Origin of the sequence: Sorangium sp. So ce1335, assembly GCF_051521615.1 — a bacterium.
GTDB lineage: Bacteria > Myxococcota_A > Polyangia > Polyangiales > Polyangiaceae > Sorangium.
The window spans coordinates 2,431,207-2,452,069 of record NZ_CP150363.1 but is presented as its reverse complement, the minus strand read 5'-3'; the positions used below and the strand labels follow the sequence as shown (position 1 = coordinate 2,452,069).

General features: G+C 73.8%; 17 protein-coding genes and 1 tRNA gene. 7 read left to right on the top strand and 11 right to left on the bottom strand.

The features are described from left to right. Positions 1-52: 52 nt before the first annotated feature. The 7 genes from rpiA to WMF24_RS09105 all read right to left on the bottom strand — a co-directional run bounded on the left by rpiA (position 53) and on the right by WMF24_RS09105 (position 5,260). Positions 53-769, bottom strand: coding sequence for a ribose-5-phosphate isomerase RpiA (gene rpiA / locus WMF24_RS09135; RefSeq protein WP_437735990.1), 717 nt, complete (start codon positions 767-769; stop codon positions 53-55). Next, positions 759-1,418 carry a phospholipase D family protein gene (locus WMF24_RS09130; protein ID WP_437735989.1) on the bottom strand — a complete coding sequence of 220 codons (660 nt, stop codon included), beginning with the start codon at positions 1,416-1,418 and terminating at the stop codon, positions 759-761. The genes rpiA and WMF24_RS09130 overlap by 11 nt, the downstream gene beginning before the upstream one ends. Further along, positions 1,415-1,858: an acyl-CoA thioesterase gene (locus WMF24_RS09125; RefSeq protein WP_437735988.1), complete on the bottom strand. Its 444-nt coding sequence runs from the start codon at positions 1,856-1,858 to the stop codon at positions 1,415-1,417. The genes WMF24_RS09130 and WMF24_RS09125 overlap by 4 nt, the downstream gene beginning before the upstream one ends. A 5-nt stretch (positions 1,859-1,863) precedes the next feature. Beyond that, positions 1,864-2,439, bottom strand: a complete 576-nt coding sequence (locus tag WMF24_RS09120) for a DUF3501 family protein (RefSeq protein WP_437735987.1) — start codon at positions 2,437-2,439, stop codon at positions 1,864-1,866. Positions 2,440-2,465: 26 nt separating this feature from the next. Continuing rightward, complete coding sequence (locus WMF24_RS09115; protein WP_437735986.1) at positions 2,466-3,842, bottom strand: hypothetical protein; 1,377 nt, start codon at positions 3,840-3,842, stop codon at positions 2,466-2,468. A gap of 210 nt (positions 3,843-4,052) precedes the next feature. Continuing rightward, positions 4,053-4,481: a rubrerythrin family protein gene (locus WMF24_RS09110; RefSeq protein WP_437735985.1), complete on the bottom strand. Its 429-nt coding sequence runs from the start codon at positions 4,479-4,481 to the stop codon at positions 4,053-4,055. An 83-nt stretch (positions 4,482-4,564) separates the two neighbouring features. Beyond that, positions 4,565-5,260: a Fur family transcriptional regulator gene (locus tag WMF24_RS09105; RefSeq protein WP_437735984.1), complete on the bottom strand. Its 696-nt coding sequence runs from the start codon at positions 5,258-5,260 to the stop codon at positions 4,565-4,567. A 233-nt stretch (positions 5,261-5,493) separates the two neighbouring features. Here WMF24_RS09105 and rpsU point away from each other — a divergent pair, with 233 nt between their 5' ends. The 3 genes from rpsU (at position 5,494) to WMF24_RS09090 (ending at position 7,315) form a co-directional block, all read left to right on the top strand. After that, complete coding sequence (rpsU, locus tag WMF24_RS09100) at positions 5,494-5,718, top strand: 30S ribosomal protein S21 (protein ID WP_012234386.1); 225 nt, start codon at positions 5,494-5,496, stop codon at positions 5,716-5,718. A 229-nt stretch (positions 5,719-5,947) separates the two neighbouring features. Then, positions 5,948-7,072 carry a glycosyltransferase gene (locus tag WMF24_RS09095; RefSeq protein WP_437735983.1) on the top strand — a complete coding sequence of 375 codons (1,125 nt, stop codon included), beginning with the start codon at positions 5,948-5,950 and terminating at the stop codon, positions 7,070-7,072. A 168-nt stretch (positions 7,073-7,240) separates the two neighbouring features. After that, positions 7,241-7,315 (top strand) — tRNA-Pro (locus tag WMF24_RS09090). A 147-nt stretch (positions 7,316-7,462) separates the two neighbouring features. On the opposite strand, the gene WMF24_RS09085 is transcribed toward WMF24_RS09090, so the two are convergent. Beyond that, positions 7,463-9,055: an amidase family protein gene (locus WMF24_RS09085; RefSeq protein WP_437735982.1), complete on the bottom strand. Its 1,593-nt coding sequence runs from the start codon at positions 9,053-9,055 to the stop codon at positions 7,463-7,465. 86 nt (positions 9,056-9,141) lie between these two features. Here WMF24_RS09085 and WMF24_RS09080 point away from each other — a divergent pair, with 86 nt between their 5' ends. Then, complete coding sequence (locus WMF24_RS09080; protein ID WP_437735981.1) at positions 9,142-11,865, top strand: ATP-dependent RNA helicase; 2,724 nt, start codon at positions 9,142-9,144, stop codon at positions 11,863-11,865. A 2-nt stretch (positions 11,866-11,867) separates the two neighbouring features. Here the strand turns inward: WMF24_RS09080 and WMF24_RS09075 are convergent, their stop codons facing one another. From WMF24_RS09075 to WMF24_RS09065, 3 genes are all read right to left on the bottom strand, one after another. Further along, positions 11,868-12,887 carry a hypothetical protein gene (locus tag WMF24_RS09075; protein ID WP_437735980.1) on the bottom strand — a complete coding sequence of 340 codons (1,020 nt, stop codon included), beginning with the start codon at positions 12,885-12,887 and terminating at the stop codon, positions 11,868-11,870. A 20-nt stretch (positions 12,888-12,907) separates the two neighbouring features. Beyond that, positions 12,908-14,002, bottom strand: a complete 1,095-nt coding sequence (locus WMF24_RS09070) for a bifunctional chorismate mutase/prephenate dehydratase (protein ID WP_437735979.1) — start codon at positions 14,000-14,002, stop codon at positions 12,908-12,910. 132 nt (positions 14,003-14,134) lie between these two features. Then, a complete protein-coding gene (locus tag WMF24_RS09065) occupies positions 14,135-14,470 on the bottom strand; it encodes an FmdB family zinc ribbon protein (RefSeq protein ID WP_437735978.1) in 336 nt (111 codons plus the stop codon). Between the two features lie 351 nt (positions 14,471-14,821). Between WMF24_RS09065 and smc the strand changes: the two genes are divergently transcribed. The 3 genes from smc (at position 14,822) to WMF24_RS09050 (ending at position 20,798) form a co-directional block, all read left to right on the top strand. After that, positions 14,822-18,418, top strand: a complete 3,597-nt coding sequence (gene smc / locus WMF24_RS09060; protein WP_437735977.1) for a chromosome segregation protein SMC — start codon at positions 14,822-14,824, stop codon at positions 18,416-18,418. Continuing rightward, on the top strand, positions 18,415-19,011 hold the full coding sequence (locus tag WMF24_RS09055; RefSeq protein ID WP_437735976.1) for a hypothetical protein: 597 nt from the start codon (positions 18,415-18,417) through the stop codon (positions 19,009-19,011). Before smc ends, WMF24_RS09055 begins: the two co-directional genes overlap by 4 nt. A gap of 137 nt (positions 19,012-19,148) precedes the next feature. Next, entirely contained in the window at positions 19,149-20,798 is a 1,650-nt protein-coding gene (locus tag WMF24_RS09050) for a hybrid sensor histidine kinase/response regulator (protein ID WP_437735975.1), read from the top strand. Positions 20,799-20,863 lie beyond the last annotated feature (65 nt).

Below are 20,863 nucleotides of genomic sequence, written 5' to 3'. Positions count from 1 at the left end.
GCTCGGGCCTCCCCCCTTCGCGGAGGCAGGGACGAGCGGGGGCCCGGGGACGCTACCGCTGCCGGTGAAGCTCTCGGACCGCGCCGGCCTCGGCCACCAGCACGAGGGTCGCCATGTCGAGGAACAGGCCGGTGTCCACGACGCCGGGGATCTTGCGGATGCGCGCGTCGAGCGCCGCCGGCGCGTCGGTCGGGCCGAACGCGGTCTCGAGGATCCAGTTGTGGTTGTCGGTCTGGAAGGGGTACCCGTCCGCGTTCTTGCGGAGCGCGGGCTTGCCGCCGAGCGCGGTCAGGTGCCGCGCGGCCGACGAGATCGCGAAGGGCACCACCTCGATCGGGATGGGCACGCGCGAGCCGAGCTTCTCGACGAGCTTCTCGGGCGTCACGAGGATGATGAAGTGCGCGGCCTCGTAGGCCACCACGCGCTCGCGGAGGAGCGCGCCGCCGAGGCCCTTGATGAGGCCGAGATCGGGCGCCACCTCGTCGGCGCCGTCGATGGCGACGTCGAGGCGCTCGACCTCCTCGAACGGCACGAGCGGGATGTTCTCGCGGCGTGCGAGCTCGGCAGAGCGCTCCGACGTGGGGACGCCCCGGATCTGCAGCCCACCGCGGACGCGCTCGCCGAGGCGCCGGATGAAGGCCTCGGCCGTGCGCCCGGTGCCGAGCCCGAGCAACATCCCGCTCTCGATGCGCGCGAGCGCGGCGACGGCGACACGATCGAGGTCAGCGGGGTCCAGCGCCGCGGTGATCATGCGCAGCTCATCGGTCATCGCGGCCGCCAGCGCAACGGGATTTTTCGATCTCGTCGAGCGGGCCGGGGCAAAGCGGCCGCAGCCGGCACCCCTTGCACTCGGCGCCTGTCCAGATGGCGTCGAAGGTCGCCTGCATCTCGTCCAGCAGCAGGTCGTCGTCGGTGAGCACGCCCGCCTCGAAGTTGCGCCGCCCGTCGCCCTTGGCCCCGAGCCCGGCGCCGGTGAGGTTCGCGGAGCCGAGGTACAGGAGCGCGCCGTCGACCGCGATCATCTTCAGGTGGACCCGCGGGCAGCGCCGCATCTCGATCGGCGGCCGGGCGCGGCGGCGGAGCTCGGCGCGGAAGGCGCGCGACGGCACGCCGGCGTGCAGCAGGCGCAGCTCGACGCCGCGGGCGGCGAGCGCGTCGAGCAGATCGAGGAACGACATGTACCGCCCGCGCGCCCGCGCCCTCGATCCGACCGGCGCCTCGACGCGCAGCTCCTTCACGTTGGCGGTCGCGATCCACACCGACACGCGCGCGCTGGCGACGGCGCCCATCACGAGCGTGTCGTAGTGCGCCCGGTCGCGCAGGAGCGTCAGGTCGACCCGCCGCGCGAGCTGGGGGCGCGGCTTCGGATCGCCGGCGGTGCGCGCGCGCGGGCGCGGCGGCCGCGGCCGCGCGCTCACACGGCGTGACCGGCGCCGGCGGGCGCCTGCTCTGGATCGAGGTGGGCGCCGAGCAGGGCGCGGACGTCCTCCGGCATCGGGACCGACGCGATCTGCACGAGGTCGGTGGTCACCACGGTGTGGCGGAGCTCGGCCGAGAGCACGCCGTCATGGGCGCGGATCATGCGGTACCTGAGCGTGGCGCTCCGCCGGCCGATGTGGACGACCGACGTCTCGATGCGGAGCGCCTCGCCGTAACGCACAGGCGCCGCATAGTCGGCCTCGACCCGCACCGCGGGCAGCCCGATGCGGCGCGCGAGGATGAGGCCGGCGTAGCCCCCGTCGAGCGGCGCGAAGAACCGCTCCATCGCCTCGTGCGCGTAGTTGAGGAAGCGCGCGAAGAAGACGATGCCCGCGGCGTCGACGTCCTCGAATCTGATCGGGCGCTCGAGGGAGACCATCGCGGCTAGGCGAGATCCTCGGCGAGCTTGTCCAGGGTCGCCCTCCCGAACGGCACCTTCACCGTGTAGCGCGGGTGCGCCACGACGAGCGACACCGCCGCCTTGCGAGCCTTGATCGCGGCCTGCGCCTCGGCCGGGAGATCCACCTTGAGGTAGTGCACCGCCGTCGTGCGGTCCTCCATCGATCCGTCGCGCTTGCCGACCGCGCGCGCCGCCACGCCGTCGACCTCGATCGACACGGTGTCCTCGAGGCCGACGAGATCGACGAGCATCTTGTCGCGCAGCGCCCGGTCGGGGATCTCGACGAAGAGCGTCAGGCTGAGCTGCCCCGGCCCCGGGATGAGATCGTTGTACGTCTCGATCTCGTGGAGGATGCCGCTCTCGCTCGTGATCCGCTCGGTGCGCAGCATCTCCTGGATCTGGAACAGCACCGAGTCGCGGTTCTCGAACACCGCTGTCAGGTGGTCTCCGATCCGCACGCGGCGGGGCCGCTTCTCCTCGATGATGCGGCTGCGGAACCGCTCGCGAATCGTCTCGTATTCGCCGATCCCGAGCACCTCGTTGCGATCGATGGGACGCATGACGGCTCTTCTCCTTACAGCGACGTTCACGACTTCGGCGCGATATACGAGGTCGGTCCGATCCCGTACGCGTGGGCGAGCGCCTCGACCGGGTGCAGCACCTTCGCGCCGTTCTCCTTGACCATCCTGAGGCCGGCGAGGGTGCAGTCGCTGACGATGACGTCCGCGTCCGCGACGCCGCGCACGAGCTTCGACGCGTACTTGCGGCCCGTCTCGTAGTGGGCCGCCTTCATCCCCCACGTGCCGTCCACGGCCGAGCACTGCTCGACGACGCGCACGTCGGTGTCGGGGACGACGCCGAGCACCCGGGCCCCGGGGAAGCCGATCTTCTGCGCGCGCAGGTGGCACGCCGCGTGGTACGCGACCGTGCCGAGGCCGTTCTTGAACTCACGGTTCAGCTTCTTCTCGCGCCCGAGCTGGACGAGGAACTCCATCATGTCGAGCGTCGCGGCCGCGACCTCGCGCGCCTCGGCCGTCTGCAGGTACTCGGGCCACTCCTTCTTCATCGTGTAGCCGCAGGTCGGGCCGATCACGATGATCTTCCGCCCCATGCGCACGTGCGGGTGCAGGAGCGCGACGTTCTGCTTCACCTTCGCCATGAAGGCGTCGAGATCGCCGCCGTCGAGGTTCGGCATCCCGCAGCACGTCAGCGCGCCGTCGGGCGCGTCCTCCGGCTCGTTCTCGGAGGGGCAGCCGGGCACGTGCACCGCGTAGCCGTTGTGCTCGAGGACGCGGACCGCCGCCTCGGGCACGCCGGGCGTGTTGTACTCGCCGTAGCAGGTCGCGAAGAGCACAACGGAGCCTTGCTTGCCGGCGTCGGGCACGGCGCCGTGCTCGGCGAACCACGACGAGAACGGCTTGCGCGCCATCTCCGGCAGCGGGAACTCCGACGAGATCCCGGTCACCTTCTCCTGCACCTTGCGCAGCAGGCGGCTCGCCTGCACGAGGTTCGCGAGCGGCGCGACGGCGCCCGAACCCAGCTCGCCGATGAGCTGCGGCTCGCCGAGGATCCTGTCCACGAGCGGGATGCCCTCACGCTGGGCGCGCACCGCGCGCTCGCGCGCGAGCACGCGCGGGTAATCCAGGAGCTCGTACGCGTGCTCGTCGGCGGTGTACGGGCACTTGATGTAACAGAGCTTGCACTGCCAGCACTCGTCGCCGACCGCCTTGAAATCGTCGTAGGTGAGGGCCTCGGCCCCCTCGGCCACGCCGGCCTCGATGTCCCTGTCGACGCGGGCGAAGAGCTCGGGGAACGAGCCGCAATACCCGACGCACATGCGGCACTCGTGGCAGATCTGGAACGTTCGCCGCAGCTCGGCCTCGAGATCGCGGGGATCGAGATATCGCTCGTCGTTCGGCGACGTCGCCGGTGGACGGTCTGGTGCACGCCGGATGACGCTCACAGGTCGGTTCCTCTCAACATCACGTGGTTTTTTGGCGAACGGACGGGTCACCGCGCCGCCCGGCAACGGACGGCGGAACAGACGCAATCGGACGGCAGATCAGACGGCAGATCAGACGGCAGATCAGGCAGCGCTGGGGCGTGCGCCCCGGATCGAGCCGCCGGCGGCTCGGCGCGATCCGGGACGCTCGCGCGCTCTCCTCGGGCAACCTCAGAAGTCGAGCGACTGCAGCGCCTTCTGGAAGCGGCCCGCGTGCGACTTCTCGGCCTTGGCGAGCGTCTCGAACCACTCGGCGATGTCCTCGAAGCCCTCCTCGCGGGCCTCCTTGGCGAACCCCGGGTACATCGTCTCGTACTCGTGGGTCTCGCCGGCGACGGCCGCCTTCAGGTTCTTCTCCGTGCTGCCGATCGGCAGGCCGGTCGCCGGGTCGCCCGCCTGCTTCAGGTAGTCGAGGTGGCCGTGCGCGTGGCCCGTCTCGCCGTCGGCCGTGTCCTTGAAGAGGCCCGCGACGTCGGGGCGGCCTTCCACGTCGGCGACCTTTGCGAAGTAGAGGTAGCGGCGGTTCGCCTGGGACTCCCCGGCGAACGCGTCCTTCAGGTTCTGGTGCGTCTTCGTGCCCGTGAGCTGCTTGTTTGCCATGGTGTTCGCTCTCCTTGGTTGAACGGCTGGGACGATGGATTCCTGGTGCCGGCGCAGGTCGGCGAGGCGGCGCGGCGGCCCCGCTACACGCGCTCGGGGCGCCGCGCCCCTCGAGCCCCTGCACGGCGCAGTCGACTGTTCGCCGCGGGACGCCCGGCGTCTCGCGCCTGCGCTCTCGCGACGACGTCTCCCTGGCTGCCCTGCGCGCAGGTAGCGCAGATTCCCCGGTAGATCCGCTCGACGGCGCGGACCTCGAAGCCCGGCGCGGCCGCGAGCTGCGCCGGGACGATCTCTTCCGATCGCGCGGTCGGCGCCTCGCGCGGCTCGCGCGGCTCGCACGGCACGTCGCGGACCAGCCCGCAGCGATCGCAGACGGCGTGGTGGTGCGGCGCCATGTTCGGATCGAACCGCGACGCGCCGGGCGACAGCGACAGCGCGACGCAGAGCCCCGCGGACGCCAGCGCGTCCAGCGTATTGTAGACGGTCGCGAAGCTCATCGTCGGCAGCGCCGGTCGGAGCCGCTCGAACAGCTCCTGCGCCGTCGGATGCGTCGGATCCGCCGCGAGCTCCCGCACGATCGCCAGGCGCTGCGGCGTCAGCTTGAGGCCCGAGGACCTCACGCAGGCCAGCATGGACGCGACCCTCGCATCCTCCGCGATCGCCACACCGCCGAGGCCGGCCGCACGCCCCCGGGAGGGCCGGAGCGACGAACCCTTCGCGGCAGGTGTTCGCGAGGCAGCCACGGCGAGATAGATAGTTAGAAAGTTTCTCAGTTGCAAGTCCTAACAATCAGTCCCACGACCCCGCCCACGGTCCGGACGGGCGGGCAAACCAGGCCGATCCGGCGGGCGCGCCGCGCCGCGACGCGCTGCTCCGTCCCACGGGGATGCCTCTTGCGAGGCTGGGGGTGCTCTGCCATAGTGCGCGCCCCGCGCTGCCGGCCCCCTGCCGGCTTGCATTTCCGCCCGCCAACTGGGCAAGTTTTTTCCCCAGCAAGAGGACGCTTCGAGACATGCCGACCGACGCCATTCAGTGCAAACCGCTCGAGGTCGCCGTGGGCGACAAGGGCATCGAGCGCGCCATCAAACACCTCAAGAGGAAGATGGCTGCCGAGGGGATCCTCCGCGAGCTGAAGCGGCGTCGGCACTACATGAAGCCGTCCGTGAAGCGGCGGAAGAAGGCCTCGGAGGCCGCGCGCCGCCGCCGGAAGCGGTCCAAGATGGACATGGTCGCCTAGGGCGACCGTCCCGCTCCCGCGCGCAACAGAGCGCAACGGCCAGGACGCAGAAGACGCGCGAGGACGCTGGATCAAGCGTCCGCGGCGTGCTCTGCGTCCTGTCATTTTGTTCAACCCGGTCGAGCTGCTCTGGCCGCAGCGGTGTGACGCGCCCTCCGGTCGCACGCCCGATCGACGCGGGCGCGGGGCTGTCGACGCGCCCCGCCGCGCCCAGCCCTGAGGTTCCCCGATGCGCGCCGTCGTCGTCACGACGTCCTATCCGCTCAGCGACGAGGATCCGTCCGGCCACTTCGTGCGGTCGTCAGCGCAGGCGCTCGCGCGCAGCGGCGCCGAGGTTCACGTGATCGCCGCCGGAGGCTCGGTCCTCGACGCGCCGTCGCGCGACGGCGAGCTCGTCGTCCATCGGGCGGGCGGCGGCGCGCTGTTCGCGTGGCCGGGCGCCGTGGCGCGCGCGCGCGCGTCGCCGCTCCGGCTGCTCTCCGCGGGACCGTTCGCGGTCTCGGTGCTCGCGCGGCTCCGCGCGCTCGGGCCGGTCGATCACGCGGTGGCGCACTGGATCGTCCCCTGCGCGTGGCCGCTGCTGTTCGCCTCGCGCCGCGCGCGGCTCGAGGTGCGCGCGCACGGCGCCGACGTGCGGCTGCTGCTCCGCGCGCCGCGCGCAGCGCGCGCGTCGGTCATGGGCGCGCTCCTCCGGCGCGACGCGCGCTTCGTCTTCGCAGCGGGCGCGCTCCGCGACGCGCTCGCGGCCGCGCTCGCGCCGGCGCAGGCCCGCGCGCTCCTCGGCGCCTCGCGCGTCGAGCCGCCCGCGTTCGACCTGCCGCCCGTCGGCGAGCGCGCGGACGTGCTCCGGCGCGAGCTCCTGGAGCGCCCGGGCGAGCGCATCGCCGTCGTGGCGTGCCGGCTGATCCCGACGAAGCGGGTCGAGCTCGCGATCGAGGCGGCGCGCGCGGTGGGCCCCGGAGTGCGCCTCGTCGTGGTCGGCGATGGCCCGGAGCGCGACGCGCTGGAGCGCCTCGCGCGCCGCGGCGGCCACGACGCCGGGAGCGCCGGCGCCGTGAGCCCCGCGGGCGGCGCGGCGGTGCGCTTCACCGGCACGCTGCCGCGGCGCGAGGCGCTCGCGTGGATCGGCGCGGCGGACGTGCTGCTGCACCCCTCGTCGCACGAGGCCGCCCCCACGGTGATCCGCGAGGCGCGCGCGCTCGGGGTGCCGGTCATCGCGTGCGACGCGGGCGACGTGGGCGCGTGGGCGAGGGCCGACGACGGGATCGTCGTCGCCGAGGGTACCGCGGAGAGCCTCGCGGCCGCGCTCCGCGCCATCCCCCCGCGCCGCTCGGATCGCGCGCCCGTGCCCTGAGGGCGGCCTCCTTCCGGCGCGATCCGCGGTGCGCCGCGCGTCCCCGGAGCAGCGCCGGATGCCCCGTCCGGAGCGGGTCTTCGATGCACGACGCGAAACCCTTGCAATTGGCAGGGCTTCGACTACGGTGCGCCTCGCTCCGCACCGAAACGAGGCGGCGGAGTGGCTCGGGGCGTAGCGCAGCCTGGTTAGCGCACTTGACTGGGGGTCAAGGGGTCGGTGGTTCGAATCCACTCGCCCCGACTGGTCCGGCGGAGAGGTTCTCCGGCGGACCTTTCGGCTTTGTAGGGCCTCGTTCTCGTCGACCGTGGTCGCGCCGCGCAACGGCGCGGCGGCCCCGTCGTGGCATCACGGTGTCGCCCGCGCCGCGCGGCGCCCGGCTTCACGGTGTCATCCGACGAGCGAGGGCGGTGAGACCGGCGTGATGGGCCGATCCGGCTCGCCCGCGAGCTCGTCCTCGATGGCGATCATCGCCGCCAGCACCACGTGCTCGCTGTAAGGGAAGCCGACCACCTGCACCCCGACGGGCAGGCCTTCGCTCTTCGCATCGACCTCGGCGGCCCGCTTCTCCAGCCGGTCGCGCGGCCGCTCGCGGCGCGCCTCCTCGGGCCGCACGCGGGTCACCGGGACGACGCCGGCCGGGAATTGCGTGAGGTTCCAGAGCATCGCGGGGCTGCCCGCGAGGACGAAGTCGCGCGACCCGGTGTGCGGCAGCGCGGGCGTCGCGTACGGCGGGCAGAGCAGCACGTCGAGCGCCTCGGCGCGCATCGCCGACGCGATCGCGGCGCGCGCCTCGCGCAGGGCGTGCGTGGCGCGCCAGAACTGGGCGACGGACTTCGGCCCGGTGACCTCGAGAAGGCGCTCTAGCCGCCGCTCGCCCGCGAGCCCGGCGACCCGCGCGGCGGCGCGCCGCGCGAACGGCGGGAGCGTCGCCATCGTGCGGAGCGAGCGGAGCGAGACGTCGATCTCCGCCCTCTCGCCGCCCTGCGCGAGCGCCAGCGCAGTCGCGCCGCCGTCCGCCGAGAGCGCCGCGAAGTACCCGTAGACGGCGTCGACGATGCCGGGCGGCGTGAACGGCACGACCGTCGCGCCCCGCGCGCGCAGCGCGGACGCCGCCTTCAGGACGGCGCGGGCGACGGCGGCCGAGGAGGGGATGAGGCCGTCGTCGCAGTAGAAGCCGACGCGCAGCCGGGCCACCTCGACGCTCGCCGGCTCGACGATCGGGAAGGGCGGCACGCGCACGTCGAGCGCGGCCATGGCCGCGGGATCGAGCTCGGACACGACGAGCGCGAGGTCGCGGGCGGTCCGGGCCATCGGCCCGACCTGCGCGCGGATCGCCTCCTGCCCGAGCAGCGCCGAGTTGCTCCCCTGGTTGCTCCAGCGATCGAGCGTGGGCTTCAGGCCGGCGATCCCGCAGCAGTGCGCCGGGACGCGGATGCTGCCGCCGATGTCCGTGCCGATGCCGAGCGGCGACATCCCCGCGGCGATGGCGGCGGCCTCGCCGCCGGACGATCCGCCGGAGCTATGGTCGAGGCTCCACGGGTTCGCCGTCTGGCCGAAGAGCGGGTTGCGCGACTCGTTGTACAAGAGGAGCTGCGACACGTTCGTGCGCCCGAGGATCACGGCCCCGGCGCGGCGCAGCAGCGCGGTGACGGCTGCGTCGCCCGCCGCCCGATGGCCCCTGCGGGACGCGACGCCCAGCGTGGAGGCCATGCCGGCCATGTCGAGCGACTCCTTCACGGTGACCGGGAGCCCGTGGAGCGGGCCGCGGACGTCCCCGCGGCGGCGCTCATCGTCGAGGCTGCGCGCCGCCGCGAGCGCCTCGTCGTGGAGCACCTGGGTGAAGGCGTTGAGCCGCGGGTCGAGCGCGTCGATGCGCGCGAGGTGCGCCCGCGTCAGCTCCTCGGCGCTGATCTCGCGCGCGGCCAGGAGCGCGGAGAGCGCGGTCGCGGAAAGACGGGTCGGATCGGTCGAGGCGCTCACGGTGCTCGACGAGTATCACAGGTCCACGCGCCCGAAGGGTTGCTAGGCTCCGGGGCCGCGCTCCTCCGCGGGAGCGCACCGAAGCCATGCAGCCGCTGCCGATCGACCCCATCCTCCCCGATCTCTGCGCCACCTTGCGCGCGCACCCGAGCGTGGTGCTCGAGGCGCCGCCCGGGGCGGGCAAGACGACGCGCGTGCCGCGCGCGCTGCTCGACGCGGGCTTCGCCGAGCGCGGCGAGATCCTCGTGCTCGAGCCGCGGCGTCTCGCGGCCCGCCTGTCCGCGCGTCGCGTGGCGGAAGAGCTCGGCGAGCGCGTCGGCGAGACCGTGGGTTACACGATGCGCTTCGAGGAGGCCGCCGGCCCGGCCACGCGGATCCGGTTCGTGACCGAGGGCGTGCTGACGCGGCGGCTCCTCGTCGATCGCGAGCTCCGGGGCGTCAGCGCCGTGGTGCTCGACGAGTTCCACGAGCGGCACCTCACCGGCGACGTCGCCCTCGCGCTGCTCCGCCGCCTGCAGCGCGGCGCGCGCCCCGACCTCCGCCTCGTCGTGATGTCCGCCACCCTCGACGCCGGGCCGATCGCGGCGTTCCTCGGGGGGCCGGTCGCGCAGCCCGCCCAGGCCGCCGAGGCCGGCGGCGACAACGGCGCCGCGGCGGCCGAGGGCGCACCGGCGCCGATCGTGCGCGCCGAGGGGCGGATGTTCGACGTGGCGATCGAGTACCTGCCGACCGCCCGGGTGAGCGCGTCGACCCACCCCGCGGGCGACCGCCGCGCGCCGGCGCACTGGGGCGACAGGGCGCTCGAGAGCCTCGTCGCCTCGTCGGTGCGGCAGCTCATCGAGGAGGGGCTCGACGGCGATGTGCTCGTGTTCCTGCCGGGCTCCGCGGAGATCCGGCGGTCGATGGAGGCGTGCGCGGCGCTCGCGAAGAGCGCGGACCTGCTGCTCCTGCCGCTCCACGGCTCGCTGTCGCCGGCGGAGCAGGATCGCGCGGTGCGCCCCGCGGATCGTCGCAAGATCATCCTCTCGACGAACGTCGCAGAGACGTCCGTCACCATCGACGGCGTCGTGGCGGTCGTCGACAGCGGCCTGGCGCGCGTGGCCGCGCACGCGCCCTGGTCTGGCTTGCCGACGCTCCGCGTCGCGCCGATCGCCCGCGCCGCGGCGGCGCAGCGCGCGGGGCGCGCCGGGCGCACGCGACCCGGCCGCTGCCTCCGGCTCTACACGCGCGGAGACCTGGCCGCGCGGCCGGAGCACGAGGCCCCCGAGATCCGCCGGCTCGATCTCGCGGAGACGGTGCTCGAGCTCTGCGCCGCAGGCGTCACGGATCTCGAGGGCTTCGGGTGGCTGGAGGCGCCGCCTGCGGCTTCGCTCGCCGCGGCCGAGGCGCTGCTCGTGCGGCTCGGCGCGCTCGACGAGCGGCGGCGCGTGACGCCGACCGGCCGGCGGATGCTGCGCTTCCCGGCGCACCCGCGGCAGGCGCGGATGATCGTCGAGGCCGAGCGGCGCGGCATCGCCAACGACGGGTGCACCCTCGCGGCGCTCGTCGCGGAGCGCGACCTCGGCGCGCCCGCGGGCCCGCGCGACGGGAGCGGGCGGCGGAGCGACGCGCGGCACAGCTCCGACCTGCTCGCCGCGCTGCAGACCTTCGACGAGGCGGACCGCGCGCGGTTCGCGGCGGACCGGCTGCGGTGGCTCGGCATCGACCCGGCGCGAGCGCTCGCGGTGGAGCGGACGCGGAAGCAGCTCTCGCGGCTCGCCGACCACCGGAGCGCGGCGCCGCCGGAGACCGCGGAGGCGCGCGAGGCCGCGCAGCGCATCGCGATCCTCGCCGGCTACCCCGACCGGGTGGGGCGCCTCCGCCGCCCGGCGAACGCCTCGGGGCGGAGCGGGCGCGAGGTCGTGCTCGCCGCCGGCGGGACGGCCGCGCTCTCCGAGGCGAGCGTGATCGAGGACGTCGACCTCGTCGTCGCTGTCGACATCGAGGAGCGCAGCGAGGGGCGCTCGGCGCGCACCATCGTCCGGGCGGCGAGCGCGATCGAGGCCGACTGGCTGCTCGACCTGTTCACGGACGCGATCCGCGACACGACGGAGGCGACGTGGAACGCCGCCGCGGAGCGCGTCGAGGTCGTGCGCCGGCTCTCGTACGACGCCCTCGTGCTCGACGAGTCGCGGCCGGCCGCGGCCGCTGGCGGTCCGCTGGCCGAGGCGGCGGCGCGGGAGCTCGCCGCGCAGGCGAGGGCGAAGGGGTGGCGGGCGTTCGTGAAGGGCGACGCGCTCGACGCCTGGCTCCTGCGGGTCGCGTTCGTGCGCGCGCACTGCCCGGACGCCGGGCTGCCCGACGTGGGCGAGGACGCGGTGCTCGCCGCGCTCGACGCGCTCTGCGACGGGCGCAGGAGCTTCGCCGAGCTGCGCGACGCGGATCTCCCGGGCGCCGCGCGGGCGTCGCTGAGCCCCGCGCAGGCGCGCGCGCTCGCCGAGCTCGCCCCCGAGTCGATCGTGCTGCCCGGCGGCCGGCGGGCGCGCCTCGAGTACACGGCGGGCGCGCCCCCGTCGCTCGCGTCGCGGCTGCAGGACTTCTTCGGCATGGCGGAGGGGCCGCGCGTCGCCGGCGGGCGCGTGCCCGTGGTGCTGCACCTGTGCGCGCCGAACCAGCGCCCCGTGCAGGTCACGACCGACCTGTCCGGGTTCTGGGCGCGCCATTACCCGGCCATCGCCAAGGAGCTCCGCCGCCGCTACCCGAAGCACGCGTGGCCGGACGACCCCGCCCACGCCGCGCCGCCCACGCGCGGGGCGCCGCGCAAGGCCTGACGTCAGCGCACGAGCGCCGCGCCCCGCAGCGCCTCGGCCGCGGTGCGCAGGAGCATGCGCACGATCCCCTCCCCGAGCGGCAGCGTGAACGCGACGTCGCTCTCGCGCTGCGCGACCTGCATCGGAGGGACGGAGCCGTACCCGAAGCCCCACGACGAGAGCAGGGTCGCGACCCGGGCGATCTGCTCGAGGTTCCGGAGCGCGACGGCGCCGTTCGCCGCGCTCTGCGGGTCCGTGTACGTGAAGGCGCCGGCGAAGTTGACGCCGGGCGGCTGGAAGTTGCCGATGACGCGCACGTACTGGAGGCCCGACAGGAACGGGAGCTGCCCCGCCGCGGACGCGACCGCGGGCTGGCTCGTGAAATCGCCGGCCACGGCGAACGACGCGTTCTTCGTGTTCAGGAGCTCGACCATCCACGAGGGCACGGACCGCTGCAGCTTGCTGGAGCGGAGACGGTCGAGCGCCCGCCGCATGCCGGTCTCGTTGCCCGTGAGGATCGTGTGCGGCGTGAGCACGACGAAGCCGACGTTGCCGGCCGTGAAGAGGTCGTTGTCCGCGTAGCGCGTCTTCACGAGCGGCGCGCCGATGACGGTGACGGTCCGGGCGTCGGCGGCGCGGCGGATCGCGTCGACGTCGAAGTTGCCCTGCATGACGGCGCAGAAGTCCGCGCCCTGCATCGCGTACAGGCCGCCGTAGACCTTCACGACGTCGCGCGAGGGGACGAAGTTCGACTCCGGTCCGAGCGGGAGCAGGCTCGCGACGATCTGGTTGACCTCGCCCCCGAGGCCGGAGGTGAACAGCGCCGCCGCGTCGAGGTAGCCGAGCATCACCGCGCCGCTCGGCAAGACGGCCAGCGGGTCCCGATCGATCGCTGTCGCGTCGATCTTCTCGCCGCCGACCAGGGCGAGGCTGTCGTCCGCGCCGCCGCAGCCGGCGAGCGTCGACGCAGCGGCGAGCGCCGCGATCGCGAGCGCGCCCGCCGCGCGGCGCAGGGCGGCGGCGCCCCGGAATTGCAGCAGCATCCGCATCCTCTCGCTCGCCATCAGGTTCGCTCGTGCGGCGGGTCGGGGCGCTCCAGCGGGAAGGAGCCGATGATCTTCAGCATCTTGGTCTCGCGCTTCACGCCCTCGAGCGCCGCGACGAGCGCGCGATCCGTCGTGTGGCCGCTGACCTCGACGTAGAAGACGTAGTCCCAGCCCTCGCCCGGGACGGGGCGGGAGTGGACGCGCCGGAGGTTGCAGCTCCGCTCCTTGAAGTGCTGGAGGATGTCGTGGAGAGCGCCGGGCCGATCGTGGACGCTGAAGAGGACCGCCGTGGCGTCGTGGCCCGAGCGCGGCGCGGGGAGCCGCGAGAGCACCGCGTAGCGGATCCGGAGCTCCCCCTCGTCGCCGACGTTCTCGCGGGCGACGCGGAGCTCCTGCCCGCCGGTGAAGCCGCGGGGGACGATGGCGGCGCTGCCCTCGTTCTCGGCCGCGAGGTCCCAGGCGACCTGCGGGCACCGCACGTCGAGCACCAGCGCGCGCGGGTGCTGGAGCTCGAGGTAGTTCACGCAGGCCACGTGGTCCTGCGGCGAGCAGTAGACCCGCTCGACGTCGGCGAGGCTGCCGCTCCGGTTCACGAGGTCGAGCGCCTGCGCGAGCTGGCGCTCGCCGACCACCTTGAGGTCGGCGCCGCCGATCGCCTGGATCGTCGGGAAGATCGGGCCTTCCTTGAACGACTCGTACGGGAGCACGGCGAAGTCCGCGCGCGAGCGCGCGACCTCCTCGATGGCCGCCGCGGGGCTGTCCGCGCGGACGAGCTCGGCGCCGACGCCGAAGTGATCGTGCGCCGCGGTCCAGCCGTAATCGCCCTCGGCGCCCAGGTACGCGACCCGCGGCGCCAGCTCGTAGGCGCGCGAGGCCGCGTCGATCGCGACGAAGATCGGCCGGACGGCGCGCTGCGGGAACGGCGGCGTCACGGCGCGCTCGAGCGCCTGCATGTGGGCGGCGTCTGCCGTGGGGGCGAACCGGGCCGTGCCCGTCCTCAGCTTGGCCAGCTCGTGCGCGATGCGCGACCGGCGCTCGATGCTTCGCAGGATTTCTTGATCCAGCTCCGTGAGCTGCCGACGGAGCTCCTCAAGTCGCTTTCTCTCATCCATCCCGGCCACCCTAGCACCGCCCCCGGCGCAGGTGGACACGCAGCACTCCCGGCGCGAGAGCAGGCCGCTCCCTGCACGGCCCCTCGCCGCGCAGGGCTGGCACCACCGACAGCGCCGATCGCCGAGGCAGCGTCAGGCGGCGGCGGAGGCGGACGACGAGCTGGAATCGCTCTTCGTGCTGCTCGTCGATTCGGAGCTGCTCGAGCCCGAGTCGGAGCTCGTCCCCGACGACCCGGAGGAGCTGCCCGACCCGCCGTCCGACTTCGCGGGCGGCTTGTTCGATCCGGAGGCGTAGAGATCGGAGTACCAGCCGCCCCCCTTGAGGATGAAGCCCGTTCCGCGCGAGATCTGCCGCCGGGCCGTCGCGTTGTGGCACGACGGGCACTCCGACAGCGGTGCCTCCTTGATGGACTGCTCGGCCTCCCATTCATGCGCGCAGGATGTGCAGGCGTACTCGTAAGTGGGCATGGCGTTTCTACTCCTGGGAACAACGCGAGGGATATGGCCACGTTAGCCACCTGTCAAGGCGGCTGCCAAAGGGGCGCATTGCGCTTCGGACATCACGCGATCACATCGTCACGCGCCGCCGCGCCGCCGAGCCGCCGAGCCGCCGCGCCGCCGAACCGCTGCGCCGCTGCGCCGCTGCGCCGCCGCGCCGCCGCGCGACGCAAGACCTGGTCCTCGATGGGCGCGCGAGGACCGGTTTCCGGTCTTGCCGCGCGACGCCAGCGCACGTAGACCCGGGGATTACCAGATGTGACGGTACGTGGCGTGCTGTGACGATACGTTTAAGCTCGCCTGGCCGGTCCCGGGGACGTCATGCGCATTCGGAAGCTCGAGATCAGCGGGTTCAAGTCGTTCGTCGACCGGACGGTTGTCCATTTCGACACGGATGTGGTGGGCATCGTCGGTCCGAACGGCTGCGGCAAGTCGAACATCGTCGACGCCATCCGGTGGGCCATCGGCGAGCAGAGCGCGAAGCACCTCCGCGGCAAGTCGATGTCGGACGTCATCTTCAACGGCTCCGAGACCCGACCGCAGCACGGGATGGCCGAGGTGACGCTCACCTTCGACAACAGCGAGCCCACGGCGGCCTCGCAGCTCCCGCTCGAGTACCGTGACTACGCGGAGATCGCGGTGACGCGGCGGCTGTTCCGCGACGGGACGAGCGAGTACCTCATCAACAAGACCCAGGTCCGGCTCAAGGACGTGACCGACCTGTTCCTCGGCACCGGCGTCGGCACGAAGGCCTACTCGATCGTCGAGCAGGGCAAGATCGGGCTCATCGTCTCCGCGCGCCCGGAGGACCGGCGCATGCTCATCGAGGAGGCGGCCGGCATCACGAAGTACAAGGCCAGGAAGAAGCAGGCCGAGCAGAAGATGGACCAGACGCGGCAGAACCTGCTCCGCGTCGGGGACATCGTCTCGGAGATCCAGCGGAACCTCGCGTCGCTGAAGCGCCAGGCGGCCAAGGCCGAGCGGTACGTGAACTACCGCAAGGAGCTCGAGGACCTCGTCCTCCACGAGGCGTCGCACAAGCTCCTCGAGATCACGGTGCTCACGCAGCGCGAGTCGTTCGGCCGGGCCGAGCACGCCGAGCGGGCCCAGGCGGCGAAGGCGGCGCTCGCCGCGCGCGAGGCCGAGATCGAGGTGACCCGCCTCGAGGCCCTCGCCTGCGAGGAGCGCGCCGAGCGGGCGCAGAACGAGGCGTTCGCGGCCGACAACCAGGTGCGCACCCACGAGGCGGAGATCGCGCGGGCGCGCGACCGGCTGCGGCACCTCGAGGAGCGGCTCGTCACCGCGGCCAAGGAGCAGGGCGAGCTCGAGAAGACGGTCGAGGAGCTCACGAACGAGAAGGCGCAGCTCGAGGCGCAGCTCGCCGGCGTCGAGGAAGAGGAGGCGCGGGAGAGCGAGCTCGCGCTCGAGCAGCACGAGCGGCTGGAGGAGCTGCGGCACGGCGAGCGCACCGCCGAGCACGAGGTCGCCGCGCTGAGGCGGCGGGCCGCCGAGGCCACCGCGGCGGTCGCGGCCGCCGAGGCGTCGCTCGCCGGGTTCGACCGGCGCATGGCCGAGATGAGCCAGCGGCGGGCGAAGCTGGAGGACGAGCTCGGGCGGCTCATGTACGAGTCCGAGGAGCTCGAGCGGCGGCGCTCGTCGCTGACGCGGAACGTGGCGGAGCTCGCGGAGGGGAAGCGGATCTCCGCGGAGGAGCGCACGCGGCTCGACGCGGAGATGAAGGCGCTGCGCGAGCAGGCGGTCGCGAGCGACCGCGCCGTGGATCACGCGAAGAACGAGCTCGGGCAGCGGCGCAACCGGCTCCGCGCGCTCGAGGAGCTGCACGCCCGGCTCGAGGGCGTGGGCGCCGGGGTGAAGAACCTCCTCAAGACGAAGGACCCGGCGCTGCTCGGGCTCGTGGCCGACCGGATCGAGGCGCCGGCCGAGCTGACCGCGGCGTTCGCGGGGCTGCTCGGGGACCGGCTGCAGTGCGCCGTCGTGAGCGACGTCGAGCGCGGGATCGCGCTGCTCGCGGACCTGTCGAAGAACAACCGCGGGCGCGCGAGCGTGATCGCGGCGCGGCCGGCGTTCGTGGCCGGCGCGACGCGGCGGCCGCCGCGCGGCGAGGGCGTGATCGGGCCCCTCGTCGACCGGCTCGTGTTCGCGCCCGAGGACGAGGCGCTCGCGCGGGCGCTCGTGGGCGACGCGGTGGTCGTCGAGTCCGCCGCGGCGGCGGCGCGGCTCGCGGCGGAGGGCGCGGGGTGCACGCTCGTCGCGCTCGACGGCACGGTCGTCCGCGAGGACGGCGTGGTGAGCGGCGGCTCGGGCGACGCTGTCGCGGCGGGCATGATCGAGCAGAAGCGCGAGATGCGCGCGCTGCACGAGTTCGTCGCGGCCAAGTCGGAGGAGGTGACGGCGCTGCTCGACGCGCAGCAGAAGCTCCGCCTGCGGATCACCGAGGTGGGGACGGCGCTGGAGCGGGCGCGCAGCGAGGCGCACGAGGGGGAGCTCGCGCTCGTGACGGCCGAGAAGGACCTGCGCCGCGCGGAGGAGCAGCTCGCCGCGGCGCAGAAGCGCGAGGGCGTCGTGCGCTCCGAGCTCGAGGACCTCGCCGACAACCTCGACGCCGGCGGGAGCGAGCAGCAGGCGGCGCGGGACAAGCTCGCGGCCGGGCGCGCGGCGCGCGAGGCGGCGGCCGCCGGCCTCGAGCACGCCGAGCAGGTCGCGGCGGAGTGGCGCGAGCGGGTGCTCGGGCAGCAGTCGGTCGTGACCGAGCGCAAGGTGAAGCTCGCGCGCGTGCGCGAGCGCGCGGCGGCGGCGCGGGGCACGGTCGAGCGGCTCACGCGGTCGTGCACCGAGCTCAGCGGCCGGATCGCCCGGCTCGACCAGGAGCGGACCGAGAGCGCGATCGGCGCCGGGAAGGCCGCGGCCACGATCGTGATCGCGCGTGAGGCGCTCGTGGAGGCCGTCGCGAAGGCGCACGCGGCGCAGGCCACGCTGACCGAGGCGCGGCGCGCGCTCGACGAGGCGCGGCACGCGCACGCAGAGCGCGAGGCCGACCTGCGCGGGCTGCGCCAGGAGCTCGCCGAGGTGACCGAGCAGCTCCGCAAGCACGAGCTCGCGCTGGAGCGGCTGCGGGTCGAGCACAACCACCTCATCGAGGGGGTGCGCGAGCGATTCCGCGGGCTGGAGCTCGCCCGCGTCGTCGGCGACTACCACAAGCGGCCGCCGGTCGACGCCTCGCACCGAGCGCGCATCCAGGAGCTGACGGAGCTGCTCGACCGCATGGGCCCGGTCAACCTGGACGCCGTGCGCGAGCACGCCGAGGCCGAGGAGCGGTACACGTACTACTCGGGCCAGAAGGCCGACCTGGAGAAGGCGCTCGACGACCTCGAGAAGGCGATCGCCCAGATGAACCGCGAGTCGAAGCGGCTCTTCAAGACGACGTACGACGGCATCAACGCGCGCTTCAAAGCGCTGTTCCCGAAGATGTTCCGCGGCGGGCAGGCGGAGCTCCGGCTGACCAACCCCGACGACATGCTGGAGACGGGCATCGAGATCCTGGCGCAGCCGCCCGGCAAGAAGCTCGGGAACATCGAGCTCATGAGCGGCGGCGAGAAGGCGCTCACCGCCGTGTCGCTCATCTTCGCCATCTTCCAGTTCAAGCCGTCGCCGTTCTGCATCCTCGACGAGGTCGACGCGCCGCTCGATGAGGCGAACGTGGCCCGCTACAACGAGGCGATCCGGAGCATGACGAGCCACTCGCAGTTCATCCTGATCACGCACATCAAGCGCACGATGCAGTCGGTCGACGTGCTCTACGGCGTGACGATGCAGGAGCCCGGCGTCTCGAAGCTCGTCAGCGTGCGGATCAACGAGACGGCGAAGCGCGAGGCGGCGCCGGCGGCGGCGGTGGCGTGAGCGCCGGCCCGGGCGCGGAGCGCGCGGGGCGGCGGCTGTCGCGCGGCGCCTCGGGGCTGCGGCACCTCCGCTGGGCGCGCGAGGTGCTGGCCACGCTCGAGGCGCACGTCGACAACAACCCGTCGCTCGCCGACGCCGATCGCGAGGCGCTCCGGGGCGAGGCGCGCGCGCTCGCAGCCGGGGTGCAGGCGCTCAGCGGCGCAGTGAAGCCGTACCGGGATTTCCTCGAGCGGACGCGGGTGCGCTACCGCGGGCGGGTGCGCGTCGCGGAGCACCTGGTGCGGGAATCGGACGTGGACGACGTGGACGACGTGGACGACGCCGGCGGCGCGGCCGGGACGGCGCGCGCTCGCCTCGAGGAGGCGCTGACGGAGCTCGCCGAGATGGAGGAGACGCAGCGCCGGCCGCTCAAGGCGGCCCTGTCAGCGGAGATCGACCGGCTCCGGGAAGCGATGGCGCGGATGGATGCGCGCCTCGAGGAGCGGCTCTCCGCGGCGTTCGTCGAGAGCCTGTACCCGCCGCTCACGGACGGCGCGTCGAGGGTCGCCGACGACGGTGATCCGGACGACGACGCCGCGGCGAGCCCTCGCTAGCCGCGCGGCGGGCGAGCGGCTCGGAAGGGCCGGCGACGCGGGGGGCGCGGGGAAGGCGCGCGGGGACGGATCACCTGCCTGCACGCCGGGGTGGAGATGCGGTAAAGGGGCTGCGAACCCACGTTGAGAGGACGTCGATGGGCTGCGCGGAATCGGCCGCTATCCTGCTCGTCCGCGGGGGCGCCGCGGCGAGCGAGCGATTCGAGGCGCTGATCCGACGCCATGTGCCGGACGTGGGCGTCACCTCCGATCCCGAGCGCGCGCTCGAGCAGTGCCTGCGCGAGCCGCCGCCGGTGCTCGCCGTCGACTGGAGCGACCCGGCCGGCGCCGCGGCGCTCTGCGGCCGCTTGCGGGCGCAGCCTGGCGGCGAGGTCGTGATCGTCCTCGCCCTCACCGAGCGCGACGCGGATGTCGATGGAATCCTCGCAGCGGGCGCGAGCGACGTCCTGCTCGTGCGCGGCGAGGGCGACGGCGCGGGCGCCCGGGCGCGGCTCCGCGTCGCCCGCGAGCGCGCCGCGCGCGAGGCCGCCGCGCGCCACGCGCTCGCGCAGACGCAGGCCCGCCTCGTCCTCGCCGGCCGCATGGCGAGCGTCGGCACGCTCGCCGCCGGCGTGGCCCACGAGATCAACAACCCCCTCGCCTTCGTCATCACGAACGTCGACGCGGCCATCCGGCGGATCGCCTCGCTCGATCGACGGAGCACCGCCTCGCGCAGCGGCCCCTGGGGTCGCTCTCACGGCGACGGCCGCGGGCCTTCGAGCGAGCTCTCCGAGGTGCTGAGCCTCCTGGAAGACGCGCGCGAGGGCGCGGAGCGGGTGCGGCTCATCGTGCGCGACCTCCACACCTTCTCGCGCGCCGAGGAGGACCGCCGCGGGCCGGTCGACGTCCGGCGGGTGCTCGACTCCTGCGTCCACATGGCGATGACCGAGATCCGGCACCGCGCCCGCGTCGTCCGGAGCTTCGGGGAGGTGCCGCCCGTCGAGGCGAACGAGCCGCGGCTCGCGCAGGTCTTCCTGAACCTCCTCGTGAACGCCGCGCAGGCCATCCCCGAGGGGCTCGCCGAGCAGAACGAGATCGAGCTCTCGACGCGCTGCGACGCCGCCGGGCGGGTCGTCGTGGAGGTGCGCGACACGGGCACGGGGATCGCGCCCGAGGCGCTCGGGCGGATCCTCGACCCGTTCTACACGAGCAAGGGAGAGGGCCTCGGGCTGGGGCTCGCGATCTGCCACTCCATCGTCACGGCGCTCGGGGGCCGGATCGAGGTGGAGAGCCGCCCCGGCGAGGGGAGCACGTTCCGCGTCGTCCTCCCCGCCGCCGGGCCCGATGAGGCGGGCGCCCCGGCGGTGCCCTGCGCCGGCGCGCCGCGATGGGCGCGCGAGGGCGGCAGGCCCACCGCGGCCGAACCGCAGGCTGCGCCGCGGCAGCGGGTCCTCATCATCGACGACGAGCCGCTGCTCACGCGCGCCATCGCGGGGACGCTCGAGCCACGGCACGAGACGACCGCGACGGCGAGCGCCCGCGACGCGCTCGCCCGGATCCGCGCCGGCGAGCGCTACGACGCCATCCTCTGCGACCTGATGATGCCCGACATGACAGGGATGGATTTTTACACATCGCTCGCGGAGCTCGCGCCCGAGCAGCAGCGCAGGGTCGTGTTCCTGACCGGCGGCGCCTTCACGGAGCGCAGCAAGGCGTTCCTGCAGCAGGTCGACGCGCGGCTGCTCCTGAAGCCGTTCGACGCGGCGACGTTGCTCTCGATGGTCGACGAGGTCGTCGCCTCGCGCTGACGCTCGCTCGCGCTGACGCTCGCTCGCGCTGACGCTCGCTCGCGCTGACGCTCGCTCGCGCTGAC

Bases quoted from the DNA above. Each gene is read 5' to 3' on its own strand.
- WMF24_RS09125 (WP_437735988.1), bottom strand. From the start codon at position 1,858: ATGGTCTCCCTCGAGCGCCCGATCAGATTCGAGGACGTCGACGCCGCG.
- WMF24_RS09070 (WP_437735979.1), bottom strand. From the start codon at position 14,002: ATGGATGAGAGAAAGCGACTTGAGGAGCTCCGTCGGCAGCTCACGGAG.
- WMF24_RS09110 (WP_437735985.1), bottom strand. From the start codon at position 4,481: ATGGCAAACAAGCAGCTCACGGGCACGAAGACGCACCAGAACCTGAAG.
- WMF24_RS09065 (WP_437735978.1), bottom strand. From the start codon at position 14,470: ATGCCCACTTACGAGTACGCCTGCACATCCTGCGCGCATGAATGGGAG.
- WMF24_RS09120 (WP_437735987.1), bottom strand. From the start codon at position 2,439: ATGCGTCCCATCGATCGCAACGAGGTGCTCGGGATCGGCGAATACGAG.
- smc (WP_437735977.1), top strand. From the start codon at position 14,822: ATGCGCATTCGGAAGCTCGAGATCAGCGGGTTCAAGTCGTTCGTCGAC.
- rpsU (WP_012234386.1), top strand. From the start codon at position 5,494: ATGCCGACCGACGCCATTCAGTGCAAACCGCTCGAGGTCGCCGTGGGC.
- WMF24_RS09080 (WP_437735981.1), top strand. From the start codon at position 9,142: ATGCAGCCGCTGCCGATCGACCCCATCCTCCCCGATCTCTGCGCCACC.
- WMF24_RS09075 (WP_437735980.1), bottom strand. From the start codon at position 12,887: ATGCTGCTGCAATTCCGGGGCGCCGCCGCCCTGCGCCGCGCGGCGGGC.
- WMF24_RS09050 (WP_437735975.1), top strand. From the start codon at position 19,149: ATGGGCTGCGCGGAATCGGCCGCTATCCTGCTCGTCCGCGGGGGCGCC.
- WMF24_RS09095 (WP_437735983.1), top strand. From the start codon at position 5,948: ATGCGCGCCGTCGTCGTCACGACGTCCTATCCGCTCAGCGACGAGGAT.
- rpiA (WP_437735990.1), bottom strand. From the start codon at position 769: ATGACCGATGAGCTGCGCATGATCACCGCGGCGCTGGACCCCGCTGAC.